26 protein-coding genes and 1 tRNA gene are annotated in these 18127 nt (G+C 65.8%); 5 read left to right on the top strand and 22 right to left on the bottom strand.

The features are described 5' to 3' along the window. The 5 genes from BraRD5C2_RS03030 to BraRD5C2_RS03010 form a co-directional block, all read right to left on the bottom strand. On the bottom strand, positions 1 to 738 hold the full coding sequence (locus BraRD5C2_RS03030) for a sulfite exporter TauE/SafE family protein (protein WP_223967205.1): 738 nt from the start codon (positions 736 to 738) through the stop codon (positions 1 to 3). 135 nt (positions 739 to 873) lie between these two features. After that, on the bottom strand, positions 874 to 1596 hold the full coding sequence (locus BraRD5C2_RS03025) for an LrgB family protein (protein WP_223966744.1): 723 nt from the start codon (positions 1594 to 1596) through the stop codon (positions 874 to 876). Further along, the gene (locus BraRD5C2_RS03020) at positions 1593 to 1979 is read right to left on the bottom strand and encodes a CidA/LrgA family protein (RefSeq protein WP_223966743.1); all 387 of its coding nucleotides are present in this window, start codon (positions 1977 to 1979) and stop codon (positions 1593 to 1595) included. Before BraRD5C2_RS03020 ends, BraRD5C2_RS03025 begins: the two co-directional genes overlap by 4 nt. Positions 1980 to 2248: 269 nt before the next feature. Then, on the bottom strand, positions 2249 to 2728 hold the full coding sequence (locus BraRD5C2_RS03015) for a PaaI family thioesterase (RefSeq protein ID WP_223966742.1): 480 nt from the start codon (positions 2726 to 2728) through the stop codon (positions 2249 to 2251). Between the two features lie 5 nt (positions 2729 to 2733). Beyond that, positions 2734 to 3168: an acyl-CoA thioesterase gene (locus tag BraRD5C2_RS03010; protein ID WP_223966740.1), complete on the bottom strand. Its 435-nt coding sequence runs from the start codon at positions 3166 to 3168 to the stop codon at positions 2734 to 2736. 93 nt (positions 3169 to 3261) lie between these two features. Here BraRD5C2_RS03010 and BraRD5C2_RS03005 point away from each other — a divergent pair, with 93 nt between their 5' ends. Further along, on the top strand, positions 3262 to 3819 hold the full coding sequence (locus tag BraRD5C2_RS03005; RefSeq protein WP_223966739.1) for a TetR/AcrR family transcriptional regulator: 558 nt from the start codon (positions 3262 to 3264) through the stop codon (positions 3817 to 3819). Between the two features lie 194 nt (positions 3820 to 4013). Here BraRD5C2_RS03005 and BraRD5C2_RS03000 read toward each other — a convergent pair whose 3' ends face one another. After that, a complete protein-coding gene (locus BraRD5C2_RS03000) occupies positions 4014 to 4505 on the bottom strand; it encodes a hypothetical protein (RefSeq protein ID WP_223966737.1) in 492 nt (163 codons plus the stop codon). Positions 4506 to 4721: 216 nt separating this feature from the next. Here BraRD5C2_RS03000 and BraRD5C2_RS02995 point away from each other — a divergent pair, with 216 nt between their 5' ends. Next, complete coding sequence (locus tag BraRD5C2_RS02995; RefSeq protein ID WP_223966735.1) at positions 4722 to 4994, top strand: PsiF family protein; 273 nt, start codon at positions 4722 to 4724, stop codon at positions 4992 to 4994. 135 nt (positions 4995 to 5129) lie between these two features. After that, positions 5130 to 6215 carry an AbrB family transcriptional regulator gene (locus BraRD5C2_RS02990; protein WP_374707952.1) on the top strand — a complete coding sequence of 362 codons (1086 nt, stop codon included), beginning with the start codon at positions 5130 to 5132 and terminating at the stop codon, positions 6213 to 6215. A gap of 239 nt (positions 6216 to 6454) precedes the next feature. Here the strand turns inward: BraRD5C2_RS02990 and BraRD5C2_RS02985 are convergent, their stop codons facing one another. From BraRD5C2_RS02985 to BraRD5C2_RS02970, 4 genes are all read right to left on the bottom strand, one after another. Further along, complete coding sequence (locus BraRD5C2_RS02985; protein WP_223966733.1) at positions 6455 to 6838, bottom strand: hypothetical protein; 384 nt, start codon at positions 6836 to 6838, stop codon at positions 6455 to 6457. 97 nt (positions 6839 to 6935) lie between these two features. Continuing rightward, complete coding sequence (locus tag BraRD5C2_RS02980) at positions 6936 to 7220, bottom strand: DUF1488 family protein (protein WP_092123564.1); 285 nt, start codon at positions 7218 to 7220, stop codon at positions 6936 to 6938. Between the two features lie 37 nt (positions 7221 to 7257). Further along, on the bottom strand, positions 7258 to 7554 hold the full coding sequence (locus BraRD5C2_RS02975) for a hypothetical protein (protein ID WP_223966731.1): 297 nt from the start codon (positions 7552 to 7554) through the stop codon (positions 7258 to 7260). Beyond that, positions 7547 to 7816: a hypothetical protein gene (locus tag BraRD5C2_RS02970; protein WP_223966729.1), complete on the bottom strand. Its 270-nt coding sequence runs from the start codon at positions 7814 to 7816 to the stop codon at positions 7547 to 7549. The genes BraRD5C2_RS02975 and BraRD5C2_RS02970 overlap by 8 nt, the downstream gene beginning before the upstream one ends. A gap of 328 nt (positions 7817 to 8144) precedes the next feature. Here BraRD5C2_RS02970 and BraRD5C2_RS39350 point away from each other — a divergent pair, with 328 nt between their 5' ends. Next, positions 8145 to 8273 carry a hypothetical protein gene (locus tag BraRD5C2_RS39350; protein ID WP_263009968.1) on the top strand — a complete coding sequence of 43 codons (129 nt, stop codon included), beginning with the start codon at positions 8145 to 8147 and terminating at the stop codon, positions 8271 to 8273. 65 nt (positions 8274 to 8338) lie between these two features. On the opposite strand, the gene BraRD5C2_RS02965 is transcribed toward BraRD5C2_RS39350, so the two are convergent. Beyond that, positions 8339 to 8911 carry a disulfide bond formation protein B gene (locus BraRD5C2_RS02965; protein ID WP_223966727.1) on the bottom strand — a complete coding sequence of 191 codons (573 nt, stop codon included), beginning with the start codon at positions 8909 to 8911 and terminating at the stop codon, positions 8339 to 8341. Positions 8912 to 9069: 158 nt separating this feature from the next. Between BraRD5C2_RS02965 and BraRD5C2_RS02960 the strand changes: the two genes are divergently transcribed. Next, a tRNA-Leu gene (locus tag BraRD5C2_RS02960) sits at positions 9070 to 9154 on the top strand. A gap of 184 nt (positions 9155 to 9338) precedes the next feature. Here the strand turns inward: BraRD5C2_RS02960 and dhaK are convergent. The 11 genes from dhaK to BraRD5C2_RS02905 form a co-directional block, all read right to left on the bottom strand. Beyond that, entirely contained in the window at positions 9339 to 10322 is a 984-nt protein-coding gene (gene dhaK / locus BraRD5C2_RS02955; protein WP_223966726.1) for a dihydroxyacetone kinase subunit DhaK, read from the bottom strand. A 133-nt stretch (positions 10323 to 10455) separates the two neighbouring features. After that, positions 10456 to 10881, bottom strand: coding sequence for a hypothetical protein (locus tag BraRD5C2_RS02950; RefSeq protein WP_308444385.1), 426 nt, complete (start codon positions 10879 to 10881; stop codon positions 10456 to 10458). Then, positions 10871 to 12490 carry a phosphoenolpyruvate--protein phosphotransferase gene (gene ptsP, locus BraRD5C2_RS02945; protein WP_223966725.1) on the bottom strand — a complete coding sequence of 540 codons (1620 nt, stop codon included), beginning with the start codon at positions 12488 to 12490 and terminating at the stop codon, positions 10871 to 10873. Before ptsP ends, BraRD5C2_RS02950 begins: the two co-directional genes overlap by 11 nt. A gap of 1 nt (position 12491) precedes the next feature. Next, positions 12492 to 12794, bottom strand: a complete 303-nt coding sequence (locus tag BraRD5C2_RS02940; protein WP_374707951.1) for an HPr family phosphocarrier protein — start codon at positions 12792 to 12794, stop codon at positions 12492 to 12494. Between the two features lie 31 nt (positions 12795 to 12825). After that, positions 12826 to 13218: a dihydroxyacetone kinase phosphoryl donor subunit DhaM gene (dhaM, locus tag BraRD5C2_RS02935; RefSeq protein ID WP_050419392.1), complete on the bottom strand. Its 393-nt coding sequence runs from the start codon at positions 13216 to 13218 to the stop codon at positions 12826 to 12828. Beyond that, on the bottom strand, positions 13215 to 13838 hold the full coding sequence (gene dhaL / locus BraRD5C2_RS02930; protein WP_223966724.1) for a dihydroxyacetone kinase subunit DhaL: 624 nt from the start codon (positions 13836 to 13838) through the stop codon (positions 13215 to 13217). Before dhaL ends, dhaM begins: the two co-directional genes overlap by 4 nt. A 21-nt stretch (positions 13839 to 13859) precedes the next feature. Then, positions 13860 to 14885, bottom strand: a complete 1026-nt coding sequence (locus tag BraRD5C2_RS02925; protein ID WP_223966723.1) for an ABC transporter ATP-binding protein — start codon at positions 14883 to 14885, stop codon at positions 13860 to 13862. Next, positions 14878 to 15975 carry an ABC transporter ATP-binding protein gene (locus BraRD5C2_RS02920; protein ID WP_223966722.1) on the bottom strand — a complete coding sequence of 366 codons (1098 nt, stop codon included), beginning with the start codon at positions 15973 to 15975 and terminating at the stop codon, positions 14878 to 14880. The genes BraRD5C2_RS02925 and BraRD5C2_RS02920 overlap by 8 nt, the downstream gene beginning before the upstream one ends. A gap of 4 nt (positions 15976 to 15979) precedes the next feature. Beyond that, on the bottom strand, positions 15980 to 16195 hold the full coding sequence (locus BraRD5C2_RS02915) for a hypothetical protein (RefSeq protein WP_223966721.1): 216 nt from the start codon (positions 16193 to 16195) through the stop codon (positions 15980 to 15982). Next, positions 16192 to 17154, bottom strand: coding sequence for a carbohydrate ABC transporter permease (locus BraRD5C2_RS02910; protein WP_223966720.1), 963 nt, complete (start codon positions 17152 to 17154; stop codon positions 16192 to 16194). Before BraRD5C2_RS02910 ends, BraRD5C2_RS02915 begins: the two co-directional genes overlap by 4 nt. Continuing rightward, the gene (locus BraRD5C2_RS02905) at positions 17151 to 18125 is read right to left on the bottom strand and encodes a carbohydrate ABC transporter permease (RefSeq protein WP_223966718.1); all 975 of its coding nucleotides are present in this window, start codon (positions 18123 to 18125) and stop codon (positions 17151 to 17153) included. Before BraRD5C2_RS02905 ends, BraRD5C2_RS02910 begins: the two co-directional genes overlap by 4 nt. Between the last annotated feature and the right edge of the window lie 2 nt (positions 18126 to 18127).

Below are 18127 nucleotides of genomic sequence, written 5' to 3'. Positions count from 1 at the left end.
TCAGGACACATTGATGTTACGCAGCAGCATATAGATCGCCACCACGATAATCACAGTCGCAAACACGATATTGAGGGCGCCGCGCCGTTCCGACAGGTGGCGGGCGCTCCGAGTGCCCAAGAGACCGCCCGCGATGCCGCCGGCGACGAATAGCCCCGCCAGGCCCCATGACACCAGCCCGGACCACGCATAGCTGAGGGCCGTGGTCATGCCGAAGGCGGTGACGGCCACCAGCGACGAGCTGACCGCGTTCATGATCGGCATCCCGGTCGCCAGCATCAGGGCCGGCACGATCAGGAAGCCGCCGCCGATGCCGAAGAAGCCCGACATGGTTCCCGTGGCAAGCCCGAGGCCTATGATCGCGGGCGTGTTGGACATCGAGATCTTGACGTCGGTCAGCCCGACCCGCGCGCGGGTCTTCAGCATCAACCCTGCGATCACCAGCATCACGATCGAGAACATTGCGAGCAGCTTCTGCCCGTCCAGCATCTTGCCGAGGATCGAGCCGCCGAAAGCGCCGAACATGCCTGACAGCGCGAACAGCAGTGCGCAGGACCAGATCACGGTGCCGCCGCGGGCGTGGTTGGAGAGGTTGATCGCGGCGTTGGCGGCGACCGCGATCGCCGAGGTGCCGATCGCGACATGCGGCTGGGCTACCCCGACCACATAGACCATCAGCGGCACGGCAAGGATCGACCCGCCGCCGCCGACCAGGCCCAACGAAAAGCCGACCAGCATGCCCGATACCAGCCCGAGCACGCTTTGAGTTGCGGAAAAGACCAAGGGGAACAGACTCGTGTTTGCGGTGGCAACCATAGAAGGATTTGCTGCTCAACGCCATACCAATAGCACAAAACTGCCCTGCAAGGGGCGTCAGCGCAGCAGATAGGTCACGGCCAGCGGCACCAGCAGCGAGGTGACCAGCGCATTCAGGCTCATCGCGATCCCGGCAAAGACGCCGGCGACCTCGTCGACCTGGAAGGCGCGCGCGGTGCCGATGCCATGGGCGGCGATGCCGGCGGCAAAGCCGCGGCCACGAAAGTCGGTGATGCCGGTGAAGTTCATCAAGGGCGTGACGATGATCGCCCCCATGATGCCGGTGAGGATCACCGAGACCGCCGTCAGCGAGGGATCGGCATGCAGGGATTCGCTGATGCCCATGGCGACGCCGGCCGTGACTGATTTGGGCGCCAGCGACAGGATGATGTCACGCGGCAGGCCGAAAGCCCGCGCCAGCAGCACCACCGAGACGATCGCGGCGAGTGAGCCGACCGCGAGTGCGACCAGCATCGGCAGGACCGCAGCCGCGACCCGCCTGCGGTTCTCGTAGAGCGGCACCGCGAGCGCGACCGTCGCCGGCCCGAGCAGGAAGTGCACGAACTGCGCACCGGCAAAATAGGTGGTGTAGGAGGTCCCGGTCATGAGCAGGAACGCGCCGATGATCCACAGCGAATGCAGCACGGGATTGGCGAGCGGGTGCCGCCTCGTCTTCAGCGACACCGCATCGGTTGCGGCATAGGTCAATAGCGTCACCGTCAGCCAGAGCAGCGGCGACTGCGAGAGATAGACCCAGAGCGAAAACGGATTGTCGCTCACGGGTCCTCCTCCTCGCGCGCAAACATACTGCTCGCCGCGACGAAGGTCGCGACCGTCGCCAGCAGCGTGACGATGACCGACACCGCGAGGATCACCAGGATCGCGATGCCGTGCTCGGCGAGCAGATCGAGCTTCTGCACCACGCCGACCCCGGCCGGAATGAACAGCAGCGAGAGATTGGCGAGCATGCCGCGGCTTACGCTCTCGACCCCGTCATTGCCGAGCGGCCCGCGCGCGAGCACGGGAAAGCGGTCGCGCGCCAACAGCAGCAACAGCAGCAGCACCAGCCCGACGACAGGCCCCGGCACCGGCACGGCCAGCGCCCGCACGGCAACCTCGCCAACCAGCTGGCAAAGCAGGATCAGACTGAGGCTGGCAATCATGACAAGGCACTCACGCGAAGCATGCGCGTATCAGGTCGGTGTGGGGGAGGCTTGTCAATGCGCGGGACTCGAGCGTGTGCGCAAATGCTGGGCACGCCTTTCCCAAGCAGCCCGGTCTCTGAGTCCCGTCACCCTGAGGAGCGCGAAGCGCCTCTCGAAGGATGCACGGCCCAGATGTTCCCGCGTGTTACTTCTCCGCCGGCGAAAGCGCGGGCCGTCGACCCTTCGAGGCTCGCCCAGCGGCGCAATTGCACCGCAAGGCTCGCACCTCAGGGTGACGGAGATAAAGCTCCGCTCGTCGATAGCGGGTCCCGCCGCTGCAACGCCATCAGCGTGCCGCTCATGGTCGCGACCAGCGTCTCGATGCCGTCCTGCACGGCGTAGGCACGGCCGTCGCAAACCGTCAGCGTGCGGCCTGGCTTGACCACGACGCCGCGGAACACGAACCGTTCGCCGCGGGCCGGCGCTAGCAGGTTGGTCTTGAACTCCACCGTGAGGATGTCGGAGCCTTCGGGCATCAGCGTGAAGGCGGCGATCCCGCAGGCATTGTCGAGCCCCGCGGTGATGATTCCGGCATGCACGAACCCGTTCTGTTGGCAGAACTCCGCCGCGTAGGGCATTGCGAGATCGACCTCACCCGGCTCCATGCGCGCGATCGAGATAGCAAGCGTCTGCATTGCGCGCTGGCGTTCGAATGTGGCGGTGGCAATCGCGCGGAAGTTGGGATTCTTCGGCTCAAAGCGGGGCATGGCGGTCACGCAGTCACGGATTCTGACGGCACGAGGTGCGGCATCGCGGCGTAGCGGATCGCCGGCGCGAACGGCGCGGATTTGCGCGCGGCGCGATCGATGTGCACGGCCGCGATCTCGCAGGTCGCGGCGATGTCGCCGGTCTCCGCGTTGCGCATCTCGTGCAGGATGCGGACTGACTTGTCGCGGAACTCGACCAGCCGGCTCTTGACCTCGACGAGGTCGCCGGCGAGCAGCTCGCGCTGATAGGAGATGTTCTGCTGCACGGCGGCCATGCCGCGGCCGGACTCGCGCAGATAGCTCGGCGTCAGCCCGAGCCGCGCGAACATGTTCCAGCTCGCCTCGTCGAACTTGCCGACATACCACATGACGTTCATGTGGCCGATGTGATCGCAGTGCCAGGGATAGACCGTGCCGCGATAGGTCGCCTCGCCCTCCATCATCCCCTCCTTCGATTTTTGATACGGTAGCGTATCAGGCACCAAGCAGGCTAGCAATACGGTGCCGTATCGGGACCGATCCGCGGAGATCACATGACTGAAAGCAAGGGCGATGTCTGGGTCGCGGCCGGCTTTGCCGAGCTCGCGCATAGCGGCGTCGATGGCGTGCGGGTCGAGGTGCTGGCGAAGAATCTGGGCGTCACCAAGGGCGGCTTCTACCGCCGCTTCAGGGATCGCGCCGCGCTGCTGGAGGCGATGCTGGCGCGCTGGCGCGACGGCCGCATCGCCGCAATCGAGAAGCAGACCGCGCTCGACGGCGCCAGCGCGCGCGAGCGGCTGAAGGCGATCATCACGCTCTATTCGGAGCGCATGAACACCGAGGCGATGGCGGTGGAGCTCGCGATCCGGCAATGGGCGCGCACCGATGACGCCGCGGCGGCCGCCGCCGCGAGCGTCGATGCCGCGCGGCTGAAGCAGGTCGGCCAGCTCTATTGCGCCACCGGGCTCTCGTCCGACGAAGCCGATGCGCAGGCCTTCCTGTTCTACTGCTTCATCTTCGGCCAGAGCCTGTTGTTTCTCGAACGCGGCCCGCGCAAGCGCGCGCAACTGCTGGCGCAATCGGCGGACAAGCTGCTTGCGGAAGGCCAATAACGCTTCTGCCGAAAGAAAAGCGGCCGGCTTGCACCGGCCGCCTGTCGATCTCACATCGAGTGTCTCGCCTCACCATCGGTGCATCACCCGCGCATGCGGATGATCCAGTATTCCAGAGACGCCCGTGCGCGAACCGAGACGCTGCGGCGTACTGGATCGCCTGCCTGCGCGGGCGATGACAGATGTGGCTGGGCTCAGGCGCCCTTCAGCTTCTTGTTGCATTCGCTGTAATAGCCGCCGCCCTTCTGGATCCACTTCAGGCCGCCGTTGCCGCCGGTCGTCTTGTTGGCATTGTACTGGTCCACGCAGGTGTGCATGCGCCCCTTGCCTTCGGATTCCTTGGCGTATTTGGGATCGATCGCGTTCGGAAACACGGCGGGCCCTGCCGGTGCGGCGGGTGCCGCGGCGGGAGCGGCTTCCCGCTTGGCTTCCTTCGGCGCGGCCGGAGCTGGCGCCGCAGCAACGGGCGGAGGAGCGGCGGGCGCCGCGGCCGGGGTTGCGTCGGCGCCGCATTGCGCCTTGCGGAAATCGTTCCACTTCTGGCCGTTGAGGGTGCCGCCCGACTTGGCCGCCTGGTACTTGGCGCTGCATTCCTGCGCGGTCAGGGCCTGCGCCGGCGCGCTCGCCGCAAAAGCTGCAAAGCCCGATACCGCAATCACACACAACAATCTGGTCTGAATGGTCATCCCTGGTCTCCCGTCATCCCTGGTTTCCCGTGAGGTTTCCCTCGGCTTCCCTTGGGGGCATTGGCGTAAGACCATTATCCTAGCGCAACCCCGACTTGCGACAACGTGCGGACGCCCTTGGCCGTTAAAATATTGTGGCGGCTGGACCACCGCATGTTCATCCACGGTTCATCATGGCCGCGCAACGTTTCGGCTCCTGCCCCCACGAGGTGTCCCATGATGACGATTTCCAAGCTCGCGACCGCAACCGCCCTTGCCTCCCTGCTGCTGATGGGCGGCGCCTTCGCGCAAACCGCCGCGCCCGCCGCCAAGGACGCCGCTCCGAAGGCCGACGGCAAGATGGCCAAGGAAGCCAAGCCGCGCACCGCCGAGTCGCTGGAGTGCTCGAAGCAAGCCGACGCCAAGGGCCTGCATGGCAAGGAGCGCAAGAAATTCCGCTCCGAGTGCAAGAAGGCGGGCGGTGCTGCCGCTGCGCCGGCCGCGAAGTAACGCGTAGACGTATTTTGACGTCCTTCACCCTCCCCGCCGGGGAGGGTGAAAATCTGTGCGCCGGGCAAGCCGGGGCGCAATGCTGCAATCGCGAGATGCAATTGTCCCGTGGTTGCGAATTTGCCATAAGGCGGCGTGACCCTGATCCGCGCTTCGATGGCGACCGCCATTCCCGACCGCAGCATAGTTCTGAACGGGCTCGAGACTCTCGTCATCGGCGCCGGCGGCGGCCTGCTGTTTTTATGGGCGGGATTGCCGGGCGGCCTGATCTCGGGTGCGATGTGCGCGGTTGGGATCGCCGCGTTGGCCGGACGGCCGCTCGCGGTGCCGCCGGTGCTGACGCAATCGATGCTGCTGCTGCTCGGCATCTCGCTGGGCTCGCTGATGTCGCAGCAATTGCTGCAGCACATGAGCTCCTATCCGCTCACCATCGCCCTGCTGGCGCTGGCGACGTTCTGCTCGACCTTCGGCTCGAGCGTCTATCTGCAACGCATCCATGGCTGGGACCAGACCTCGGCCTTCCTCGCCGGCAGCCCCGGCGCGCTCTCGCAGATCACGATCCTCGCCGCGGAGAAGGGCGCCGACGTCGCGGCGATCGCCGTGGTTCAGACCATGCGCGTCATCATCCTGACCGCGGCACTGCCGCTGGTGCTGGCGCTGACCGGCGTGACGCACGCGGCGCCGCCGCCATTGCCGACGACGGTTGCCTCGCCGTTCGGCCTTGTCGCCCTAGTCGCCGGGTCGATCGGCGTCTCGCTGCTGCTGCGCTGGATCAAATTCCCCGCCAGCTGGATGTTCGGTGCGATGCTCGCCTCCAGCCTGCTGCATGGCTCAGGGCTGGTCGATGGCGGCCTGCCGCCCTGGCTGCGCAACGTCGCGCTGGTCGGCATCGGCGCGCTGATCGGCACCCGCTTTGCGCGGATGAAGACCTCGACCCTGCTGAGCCACGTCAATGCCGGGCTCGGCTCGTTTGCGATCGCGATCGCAATCTCGGCCGTGTTCGTCGCGGTGATCGCCTTCACCACCCATGTGCGGCTCGCCGACGTCGTGGTCGCCTTCGCACCCGGCGCGATGGACGCGATGCTGGCGCTGGCGCTGACGCTGCACATCGACCCGATCTTCGTCGGCGCGCATCATCTGTCGCGCTTCCTGTTCGTCACCATCTCGACGCCGGGCATCATCCATCTGTTCGGACGGCCGCAGGACGACGTCGACGATTAGTCCAAGGCTCACCTGTTAATTCCGTCATCCCCGCACAAAGGATTCGCCTTTGTCGCTGGAGGTGAGAGCGGAGCGAGCCTCGAAGGATGAACGGCCCGGCTGGTGGCCGTGCATGCTTCGAGACGGCCGCAAGCGCGGCCTCCTCAGCATGACGGATTGAGAGGCGGACGGGTGGAAGCGTGGTGGGTTTCGCGGAGCCTGTCATCGAGCCGCGCTTTTCGCGGACCCGTTGGCTCTACCTAACCTGCCTCGGCCGTCGACTGGTCCGGCTGATCGCGGAACGATCGCGCCAACGCGACCAGTTCATCGGGATCGAACCACAGCTCCTCGTCCCGGTCGATTTGCAGTTTCGCAACGGCTGCGGCACGCCACAAGTGCCCGGTGATCCGGGCATAGACCGAATCGGGCTGTGCTTCGCTCCATTCCTCGAGCCGCTCCCTGGCGACCGCGCGCCATAGCGCGGTCAGCCGGCGGCTCGCACCATGTATTTCGGAGATGGTGTATCGCGGGCGCTGCTCGCTCATCAACGTGGCGACGAGATTGCGTCGGCTCCTGAGGCGCAACAACGTCTCATTGGCCAACAGCAGCAACTCGACGGGGACGCGGTGCACGATGATCAGCATGGGCTCGTCTGTCGCGCATGATCGGGACGGCGAGGCGGGATAGCCTCCACATTGAAACACCTGACACGCGCATCAGGGCCTTCGCACAGAGCAGCCGCTATCTCGGCTTCCGAAAATCGATGCTGCGCAGGATGATCCGGGGCGGCGCCCCTTCGAACTCCTTCGCCTGGTACTTGCCATCGGCGCAGGCCTCGATGCGCTCGCGCAGCCGCATGAACTGAGTCTCGCGATGGCCCGCGCGCCCGAGCGCCCCGCCTTCTAATTCATCCATCGCGGAGGTCGAGATCGCGCAATGGATCTCCTTCTCGTCGTCATGCATCGAAAACAGCACGACCATCCGGTCGTATTCGTAGCTGATGAAGCGACCCTGGGTAAGCGTCATGCGATCAGCTCCTTCAAAGCCGCGAACTGGTTCTGGTTCATCGCGGCTCGGTGAGCCGGACAAAATCCTCGAGAATTGCCGTGACCAGATCGCGATGCCTCGTATCCTCCGGCGGCAGGCTCGCTGCGTACAGATTCAAAACGTAGCGCGCCTTGGCAGCCACCTCCGGCCACGACGTAGCAGGTACCGCCAGCAGTCCGGTCTCGAGCGTGACCTGGCGCTCGCGCAGATCCCTCGCATGGGTCTCGATTTCCGCCAGCGCACGGCGAATATCGGTGGCTTTCTGCGCCGCCATACCGCGGTGGCGATCGAGGTCGAGCGGTTCGTCAGTCATTCGAGGCGCTCAAATCGATACGCTGGGCGTCCGCCAGATCGACCGAGCCGATCGACACCATCTCCGTCGTCAATCCGCGGGAGCCTTGTGCCGGGACGATGATCATCGTGGCGACACGGCGGAACACCGCGAATGAGAGCCCTTCAATCGCCTCTTCATCGGTAATGACGTCATAGGCGCCTGCGGGCAATTCACGATCGATGCCTCTGATCCGGAATGGATGCTGGAAGGTGACGACTTCACGTCGGGAGCGCATGGTCATGGGGCAGCCTTTTACGAAACGCCTTGCGCCGGTGCGGCCCCGCGGCCAGCATGCGCCGCTTCGGCGGCAATAGCCAATGCTTTCTCGTTGGTTTTCCTGGTGTTCTTGGCTTTCTCGCCGAACGAGGGGCGAAGGCCGCTCCTCATAGCATCCTGCGCGTTGTTGCCGCAGCGCGCCGCAGACCGCTTTGGCGCTCGCTATTCGAAGGCGATCGGCCTACGGTCGACCACCATCACTTCAGGCAAAGCGAATCCACGTCGGCGTTCGGGCTGCTCCGCAGCCGGGTTCTGACCGAGCCGATGATCTCGAGAGACAGAGGGAGACCGACATGTCCAAAGGCGAGCGACACGGCAACCGGGAAACCAAGAAGCCCAAGAAGGAGAAGATCAAGGTGATCGCCGCGGCTCCCAGCCAGAAGGGCGGACAGCCGACCTTCACGCCGGGCAAGAAGAAATAGACCGGAAGAAACAGATCGATTGAGTCAGGGCCTGTAAATCAGGCTCTCCAAGTCGAGTCTCCAACTCAAGCCTTGGCAGCCTTCGCCACGCCCCAGCCGGCGATCGCGGCCATCAGGAGCGAGATCAGCACGTTGTAGCCGGCAAGCGAGATGCCGAGGAAGCGCCACTGCACCTCGTCGCAGCGGACCACCTTGACCTTGTCGAGTTGATCCAGCAGCGAGCCGGCCTTGCCGAAATCCACTATCGGGCCGGTGCAGTCGGTCGGCCCCTGCCAGAACCCCCATTCGACCCCGGCGTGATAGGCGCCGAGCCCGGCATTGGCGAGCGCGGCGAGGCCGAGGATCGCAAGGCCCGCGAGCAGCACCGGGCGCGCCGCGCCACGGGCGGCCGCAAGCGCCACCACGGCGCCGAGCGGGACCGCGAGATAATAGGCATAGCGCTGCTCGAGGCAGAGCGGACAGGGCATGATCTCCAGCACGAGCTGGAAGAACCAGGCGCCGGCCAGCGTCACCGCCGCGATCACAGCAATCGCCAGGGCCGAAGTCAGCGCCGGATTGCCGGTGGCGGAAGCATCCGACGGATGGGCGGTGGCGAGGGTCACGGCAGTCCTCCTGCGAGCATCGTCCGGCAGGGTCATGACCCCTGCTCCATGCTCAGCCCGGGTCGTATCGCGCCAAAATACCGCTGTCGAGGCGCGGGACAATCACATCCGCGCGGGTTGACCGTGACGGACCGCCCGCTATAGTCCGCCGCGCTTCGCGACCCTGGCCCGTCTCGGCCTGGTCCACCGCGAATGCCCCTGTGGCGGAACTGGTAGACGCGCTCGACTCAAAATCGAGTTCCGCAAGGAGTGCTGGTTCGATTCCGGCCAGGGGCACCACGCTTCGCCCTTGCGGGCTTCGCGTGGCGCAGCCGCGTCAAGATTGCAACGGCGAAACGTGTCCGGCGAAGCTCGAGCGACACGAGAGCGAAGACGGACGGCCTCATTTCGGGTATGGGCCGCAGATTCCAATATCAGTCCTTTTGAGCTGCGCCGACATCCATGCGGCCGACAGCCGCGGCGATCACCATTTCAATGCGGCCGTACGCACCGGGGCGTCCCACAACGCCGACGTCTCGGCATCGAGCAGGCTCACGGTCAGCGAACAGCCGGCCATGTCCAACGAGGTGACGTAGCTGCCGACCAGCGAGCGCGCGATGCGCAGGCCGCGGCTCTCGAGCATGCGGCGCGCGGCGTTGTACATCAGATAGAGCTCGATCGTCGGGGTGCCGCCGAAGCCGTTGACCAGCAACAAGGCCTCGGAGCCTGCCGGCGCGGCGAGATCGTCGGCGATGGCGGTCGTCATTTCTGACGCAATCGCGTCGGCCTCCGCGAGCTTGACGCGACGGCGGCCCGGCTCGCCATGGATGCCGACGCCCATCTCCATCTCGTCGGCGCCGAGCGTGAAGGTCGGCGTGCCGGCAGCCGGGACCGTGCAGCTGGTCAGCGCCACGCCCATCGAGCGCGTCCGTGCGTTGACGCGCTCGCCGAGCGCCACGCAGGTCTTGAGATCGGCGCCCTTCTCGGCGGCGGCGCCGACGATCTTCTCGACGATCAAGGTGCCGGCGACGCCGCGGCGCCCGATGCTGTAGGTCGATTTCTCAACCGCGACATCGTCATCGGTCACGATGGTGGCGGTGCGGCCTTCGGCGATCTCGGCGGCCATCTCGAAATTCATGCGGTCGCCGGCGTAGTTCTTGACGATGAACAGCACGCCGGCATCGCCCGCGACCGCCTGCGCGGCTTCGACGATCTGGTCGGGCGTCGGCGAGGTGAACACCTGTCCGGGACATGCGGCATCCAGCATGCCGTGGCCGACGAAGCCGGCATGCAGCGGCTCGTGCCCGCTGCCGCCGCCCGAGACCAGCGCGACCTTCCTGCCGTTCAGCTCGCGGCGGCGCACGAATTTGCGCTCGGCGCCCAGCACGACCAGATCGGCATGCGCGGCGGCGAAGCCGTCGAGGCTTTCGCCGAGCACATTGTCGACCGCATTGATGAACTTCTTCATGGTGTCCTCCCCGCTTCGTCCAAAGCTTCGTTCCGATCAATCGGAACGACGCTCCAGGTTGTTGTTTTGACGCGTTTTCTTCACGCGAACCGGTAGCCACTTCGCTCGAAAACGCTTTGGTTGGCGTTTTCGCCTATTTTTCCCGCATGATGCCGATCAGGCGCCGCGTGAATTCCTGCAGCAGCGCGTCGAGCTCGGCGTTGCGCTTGGCGCTGCCGAGATCCGGCAGATGCAATGTCAGCGTCCGCTCATGCGATCCTTCGCTCAGCCGGCCGACGCGGCGTGGATGCGCGCGCGCATAGGCGCGCAAGAAGGCAGTCTTCGCCTGCGGCGGAAAGTGGCAGACATCGAAGATCGTGTTGAGATGCTGCACCGGGATCGGCACCGGATAGGCCGGATTGCTGATCTGGCTGACGAAGCTGCGGTTCTTGCCCATGGCATGGGCGAGGCGCAGCCGCATGCCGGACGGGCGGCTCTCCAGCACCTCCTTGAAGATGCGCTTGTAGGCCGCAACCGCGCCGGCTTCGGGCGCTTCATCGGCCGCCGTGTCAGCCAACACCGCCTCCGCTGCTCAGCCGGTCGATGGTCTGCTTGATCTGCGCCAGCGCCGATGGGTTCACCGACAATTCGCGCAGGCCGCAGTTCAGAAGCGCAGGAACACAGCGCGGATCACCCGCCATGTCGCCGCACAGGCTGACACTGACGCCGGCGCGGCGGCCGTGCTCGGCGGTCCGCGCGATCAGTTCGAGCACTGCGGGATGCAGGGGGTCCATCAGGGGGGCGAGAGCTCCGTTGGAACGATCGCAGGCCAGCACATATTGCGCGAGATCGTTCGAGCCGATCGAGAAGAAAGACGCCTTGAAGCTCGAGATCGCCAGGGCCGCCGCCGGAACCTCGACCATGATTCCGAGATCCGGGAGCATCGCGGCAATGCCGTCCGCCTGCAAGCGCTGCACGATATCGGCGAACAGCTTCCGTCCGGCCTCGAGCTCGTCCGCCGACGTCACCATCGGGAACATAACCTTGAGATTGCGACGGACCGCGGCGCGCGCCAGCGCGCGGAGCTGGACGGCAAAAATCTCGGGCCGGGCGAGGCAAAGCCGCAAGCCGCGCACGCCGAGGAACGGATTGGCCTCGCCATCCAGTGTAAAGCCGGGCACCGGCTTGTCGCCGCCGGCATCGAACGTGCGGATCGTGACGGGCCGCTGGCCGGCCCAGCGCAACACCGCGTCATAGGCCTGGAATTGGGTCTCCTCATCCGGCAGGTCATTCCGCCCAGCGAGCAGGAATTCGGTCCGCATCAGCCCGATGCCGTCGGCATATTGCGCATCCGCATGCTCGAGGTCGTCGACCCGCTGGATATTGATCAGGAGCTTGATGTGTTCGCCGCGCCACGAGGCGGTCGGCCGACGCAGGATCGCGCGCGCGGATGCCCTGCTCTTGCGATGGCTCTCGCGCCGCTTCTCGAAGATGCGCACCTGCTCGGCGCTGGGATCGAGCTCCAGCGTCGCGCCTTCGCCGTCGAGCAGCGCCGTGGCGCCGGCATTGGGAATAGCACCGAGTTGCACGACCATCGGGATGCCGCGCGCCCGCGCCAGCATCGCGACGTGGCTGGTCGGACTGCCGTGCAGCAGCGCCAGGCCGCCGCCGCCGGACCAGTCGATCTCCAGGAAGCGCGACGGTGGCAGGTCGTCGGCACAGACGACGCCTCCGCTCGGGATCTTCAGCGGCTCGCCCTCGTCGCCGCGCAGGATGTGCACCACGCGGTCGCGCAGGTCCGCAAGGTCGGACGAACGCGCCTGCAGATACTCATCCGCCGCCGCATTGTACTCCGCGATGTGCTCGTCGAGCGTCGAGCGCCATGCGACGTCGGCCGGACGCCCCTCGCCGATCGACGCGAAGATCGCCTCGATCAGATCCTCATCCTCCAGCAATGCGACCTGGAATTCGAGGATTTGCGCGGCTTCGCCGCCGGCGCTGGCGGCAAGATCGGCGATCTGCCCGCTTGCGAGATCGATCGCCTTGCGCAAGGCGAGCGCCTCCTCGACCAGCGTGCCGGCCACCCGCTCGCCACCGGCGCCCGCATCGACGCGGACCAGCGGACCATGGGCAAAGCCGATCGAGGCGGTCCTGCCGCGGTAAGCCGATCCTGCAGCGCCGCCCTGCATGCTAGCCCGCTCCATCCGGAAAATCGCTGGCGACCAGATCGACGAGGGCCGCGACGGCGGCCTCGGCGTCGCTACCGGAAGCCTTGATCTCGATCGTGCTGCCGTGCGCGGCGCGCATCGCCATGATCTTGGCCACGCTCTTGGCGTTGATCCACTCGGGCGCACCCGCGACCCGCACCGAGATCTGCGCCTCGAACTTCTTGGCGAGCTTGGTCAGCTTGACCGCCGGGCGCGCGTGCATGCCCACCGCATGCACCAACCGCACATTGCCGGTGAAGATCTGTCCGTCCGCTTTATCAAGCATACTCATCATCCATCATCGCTTCGCCGACGTTTCAGTCGGCAGAGAGTTCTTCGGCCACGGCCTTGACCTGGGCCAGCGAGCTGCCGCCCGCCGCCTCGGTCGCCGCCATCACGGCGCCTTCGACGATCGGTGCGTTGCAGACGACAACGAGATCGCGCCGCGCCGGCTCCAGCATCTCGACCGCCATTTCGCTGTTGGTTTCGGCGCCGCCAAGATCGACAAGCACCGCGACCCCCTTCGGCGACCAGGCAGCATTGATGGCGTCGATGATCAGCGGCACGCTGGTGCCCAATCCGCCGTCGGGATTGCCGCCGCAGAACGCCACCTTGACCTCGCTGCCGACCATCTGCCGCACCATGTCGGCGGTTCCCTTGGCGATGTCGCTGGAATGCGAGACGATCACGATCCCCACAGTGTCGGTCATGGGCGTGCCTCCAGGCCGGCGCACACCGCCTGCACCAGCACGCAGCTCGACCGCGCGCCGGGATCGACATGCCCGACGCTGCGCGCGCCGAGGAACGACGCGCGTCCCTTGGTGGCCTGCATCGGCGCCGTCCGTTCGACCGCCTCGGTCGCGGTGGTGCGCACCCGCGCGATCAGATCCGGCTGGCCGGCCGCCGTCTTCAACGTCTCCAGCACGGGCACCAGCACGTCCAGCATCGTCTTCTCGCCGACCTGCGAGCGGCCGCGCGCGCTCACAGCGTTCACGGCGCTGCCGAACACATCGGCGAGATCCTCGGGCAGGTGCTTGTCGTGCGACAGCGCCTCGCCGGCGGCAAGAAAGAAGCTGCCATAGAGCGGCCCCGAGGCGCCGCCGACCGTCATCACCAGGGTCTTGCCGATCATCTTTAGCGCTTCGTCGAGCGGCTGCGCCGAGATCACATCGAGCTTGCCGAGCACGGCTTCGCAACCGCGCTTCATGTTGGTCCCGTGGTCGCCATCGCCGATCGCCTGATCCAGGCTGGTCAGCTCCGGCGCGCTGGCGATGACCTGCTCTGCGGCCGCCTTGACCAACGACTTCAATGTCTCTGATGGCACCGACATCTCCTCGATCCTCTCGCCCCTCTAATGAACCGCCGCGGCAATGCGCTGCCCGGCGCGGTCGAAACACAACGGACGCACCAGATGCAAGTCGACCTCCTGGCCGGCTTGCAGCGGCTGATGCGGATCCGCCAGCGTCACCAGCGTCTCGCCCTTATAGTCCAGATGAATATGATTCTGCTCGCCGAGGTGCTCGACCCGGTGCACGCGGCCGACCATCTGCCCGCCATTGCGCGCGGCGAGCTGAAGATGCTCGGTGCGAATGCCGACCGTCTCGGTTCCGACCGGCATCGCGACATCGGAGAGCAGGCGCGCTGGCAGGAAGTTGATCTGCGGCGTGCCGAGCCGCGAGGCGACATAGCTGCTGGACGGGCTCTCGTAGATCTCGCGGGGCGTGCCGAGCTGAAGCAACTGGCCGTCCCTGATCACGCCGATGCGCGAGGCCATCGTCATCGCCTCGACCTGATCGTGGGTGACGTAGAGGATGGTCGCGCCGAGCTCGATCTGGATCCGCTTGAGCTCAAGCCGCAGCTCCGCGCGGAGCTTTGCGTCGAGCGAGGACAACGGCTCGTCCATCAGATAGATCGAGGGATCGCGGACCAGGGCCCGGCCGATCGCCACGCGCTGCATCTCGCCGCCGGACAGCCGGGTGGCGCGGTTGTTCAGCTTGCTTGCGATATGCAGCAGCTCCGCGGTCTGCTCGACGCGCTTGCGGATGATCGGCTCCGCCACCCGCCGCGCGGGAGAGCGCAGCGGAAACGCCAGATTGTCGTAGACCGTGAGATGCGGATACAGCGAATATTGCTGGAACACGAAGGCGATATCCCGCGAGCCCGGCGGATCCTGCGTCACGTCGCGCCCGTCGATCATCACAGAGCCCGTATCGGGGCTCTCCAGTCCGGTGATCAGCCGCAAAGTCGTGGTCTTGCCGGCGCCGCTCGGCCCGAGCAGGACGAGGAACTCGCCGTCGTTCACCGTCAGCGAGAGATCGCGGACGGCTTCGATCGCGCCGAAGCGCTTGTTGACGTTGCGCAGGGTGACGTCAGCCATGGCGCGCGCCCTCCGCGCTCGCGGTCCGGATCGCACGGCCGCTGCCGATGTCGAACAGCGCCAGCCGCTCGGCATTGAATTCGAGACCGATGGTTTCACCGATCTGCACCGATGCACTTGAAGACAGCCGCGCCGCGACCCGGCCATAGGCCGTGTCGACGGTGACGATCTGGGTGGTGCCGAGATATTCCGCGCCGAACACCTCGCCGCGAACAGCGCCCGCGTCGGCGAAGCGGATATGCTCCGGACGGACGCCGAGCGCCAGCGGCGCGCTGGCGCGGTCCTCACGAATTTCTGGCACCGCAAGCCTGGTGTCGTGGAAGCTGACCGCGCGATCGCCGGATCGCAAGCCGCCCTCGAAACGCAGGAAGTTCATCGGCGGCGAGCCGATGAAATCGGCGACGAACATGCTCGCGGGCCGGTCGTAGACCTCCTGCGGCGTGCCGATCTGCTCGACACGGCCCTTGTTCATGACGGCGATCTGGTCGGCCATCGACATCGCCTCGAGCTGGTCGTGCGTGACATAGACCGTGGTCGCCTTGATGCGATCGTGCAGGTCGCGCAGCTCGCCGCACATCAGATGGCGAAACTCGGCATCGAGCGCGCCCAGCGGCTCGTCCATCAGGAACGCCTTCGGCCGCCGCACCATGGCCCGCCCGAGCGCGACGCGCTGCCGGTCGCCGCCCGAAAGCTTCGAGGTCTTGCTCGACAGCAGGTGCTCGATCCGCAACATCCGCGCGGTCTCCTGCACCCGCTCGCGGATCTCGCGCCGGCCCATGCCCTGGCACTTCAGGGGGAAGCCGATGTTCTCCCCGACATTCATGTGCGGGTAGAGCGCGAACAGCTGGAACACGAAGGCGATATCGCGCGCGGCGGCACGGTGGAACGTGACGTCCTCGCCATCGAGCAGGATCTTGCCTTCGGTCGGCAGCTCGAGGCCGGCGATCATGCGCAAGGTGGTGGTCTTGCCGCAGCCGGAGGGCCCGAGCATCGCGAAGAACGTGCCGTCGTCGATCGTGAAGGTCGAGCCTTCCACTGCGGTGAACTGATCGAACGACTTGCGCAGGTTTTCGATGCGGATCTGTGCCATGGGGCTATTCCGGAAAATGACTGACGATGACGAAGCCGATCGTGCCGGCAAGGATCGTCACGAACGAGTAACTGTAGAGATCGATCGACCAGGGCTGCACCAGCATGACGATGCCGCCTCCGATCAGGGTCATCGCGACGGCCTCCCACGGCCCGCGGCGAAACCAGCGCGCGACGCCGGCCCGAGTTACGCCATTCTTGGCAACCACAGACCCGCTCATTTGCGCACCGCTCCGAAGGTGATGCCGCGCAGCAGATGCTTGCGCAACAGCACGGTGAACATGACGATCGGGACGACGAACAGCGTGGTCGCGGCGGCAACCGCCGGCCAATCCTGTCCACCCTCGCCGATGATGAAGGGGATGAAGGGCGGCATGGTCTGCGCCTCGCCGCTGGTCAGCAGCACCGCGAAGGCATACTCGTTCCAGGAGAAGATCAGGCAGAAGATCGCGGTCGCAGCGATTCCCGTGACGGCCTGCGGCAACACCACCTTGCGCAGCGCCTGCAGGCGCGTATAGCCGTCGACCAGCGCCGCCTCCTCATACTCGCGCGGGATCTCGTCGATGAAGCCCTTGAGCAGCCAGACCGCGAGCGAGACGTTCACGGCGGTGTAGAGCAAAATCATGCCGAGCCGCGTATCGGTCAGGTTCAGCTGCCGGTACATCAGATAGATCGGGATCGCCACGGCGACCGGCGGCATCATGCGCGTCGAGAGGATGAAGAACAGCAGATCGTCCGCCAACGGAATGCGAAAGCGCGAGAACGCATATGCCGCGAGCGTGCCGAGGAAGACCGCGAGGAAGGTCGAGCCGAAGCCGATGATCAGCGAGTTGACGAAGCGCGGCACGACCTTAGACGGCCCGGCGATCACCATGTCCCGCTTGCGCACCAGCTTGTCGTACCAGGTCTCCGGCGGCGGCAGCTTGGCGATGAACTCCGGCGTCTGGCGCGTCCGCACCGTGAACAGGTTCACATAGCCTTCGAGGGTCGGCTCGAAGATCACCTTGGGCGGATAGGCGATGGCGTCGCTCTGCGACTTGAACGCGGTGGCGACGATCCACAGCAGCGGCAGGATCGTGATCACGGCGTACAGGATGACGAAGCCGCCGGCGAACGCCTTGGTGCGCGGCGAGGCCTCGACGATCGAATGCGCAGTGGATTTGGTGGCGACAGCGGTCATCGTTGCTTCACCTTATTGAGCGTCTTGACGTAGATGTTGGCGGCGCCGAACACGGTCACGAACAGGATGATGGCGAGCGCCGAGGAATAGCCGGTGCGCCACTTCTCGAACGCCGCGCGCTTCAGCGAGATCGACACCAGCTCGGTGGTCGAGCCCGGCCCGCCCGAGGTCAGGAGATTGACCATGTCGAACATCTTGAAGTTCTCGATCGCACGGAACAGCACCGCGAGCATCAGGAACGGCACCGTCATCGGCAGCGTGATCGACCAGAACTGCCGCCAGGGCGAGGCGCGATCGACTTCCGCGGCCTCATAGATGTAGTCGGGGATCGAGCGCAGCCCGGCGAGGCAGATCAGCATCACGTAGGGCGCCCACATCCAGGTATCGACCAGCACGATGGTCCACGGCGCCAGCGACACCTGCCCGGTCATACTGAACGAGCTCGGCGGCACGCCGGTGAACAGGCTGATCAGGTAGTTGAACGGTCCGATCTGCGGCTGCAGCAGCAGCGTCCAAAAATTGCCGACCACCGCTGGCGACAGCATCATCGGCAGCAGGATGATCGTGGTCCAGAAGCTGTGGCCGCGAAACTGACGGTTGATCAAAAGTGCCAGGCCGAAGCCGACGACCACCTGCAACGCCACCGACGAGATCACGAACTGCGCCGTGGTCTGCAATCGGAACCAGACGTCCTCGTCGGTGAGGATGTCCCTGAAATTGTCGAGGCCAACGAACCGCAGCGGCAGATAGGACATGCTGAGGTTGAGGTTGGTGAAGGACAGCCGGATCATCCAGATCAGCGGAAAGATGTTGATCGCGAGCAGCAGCGCGATCGTCGGCGCGACGAACAGCCAGGCTATGGCCCGGTCCGACAGGCCGTGGACACGCCGCCCGGCGCGGGATTTAACAGGCTTGCTCACGCCTGGGATCGTAGCATGATCGGGTTGCAGGATCGTCGTCATCGTATCCATCA

The organism is Bradyrhizobium sp. RD5-C2 (genome assembly GCF_019972155.1).
Lineage (GTDB): Bacteria > Pseudomonadota > Alphaproteobacteria > Rhizobiales > Xanthobacteraceae > Bradyrhizobium.
The sequence above is the reverse complement of the archived record's forward strand: the minus strand, read 5'-3'. Positions and strand labels throughout refer to the sequence as shown.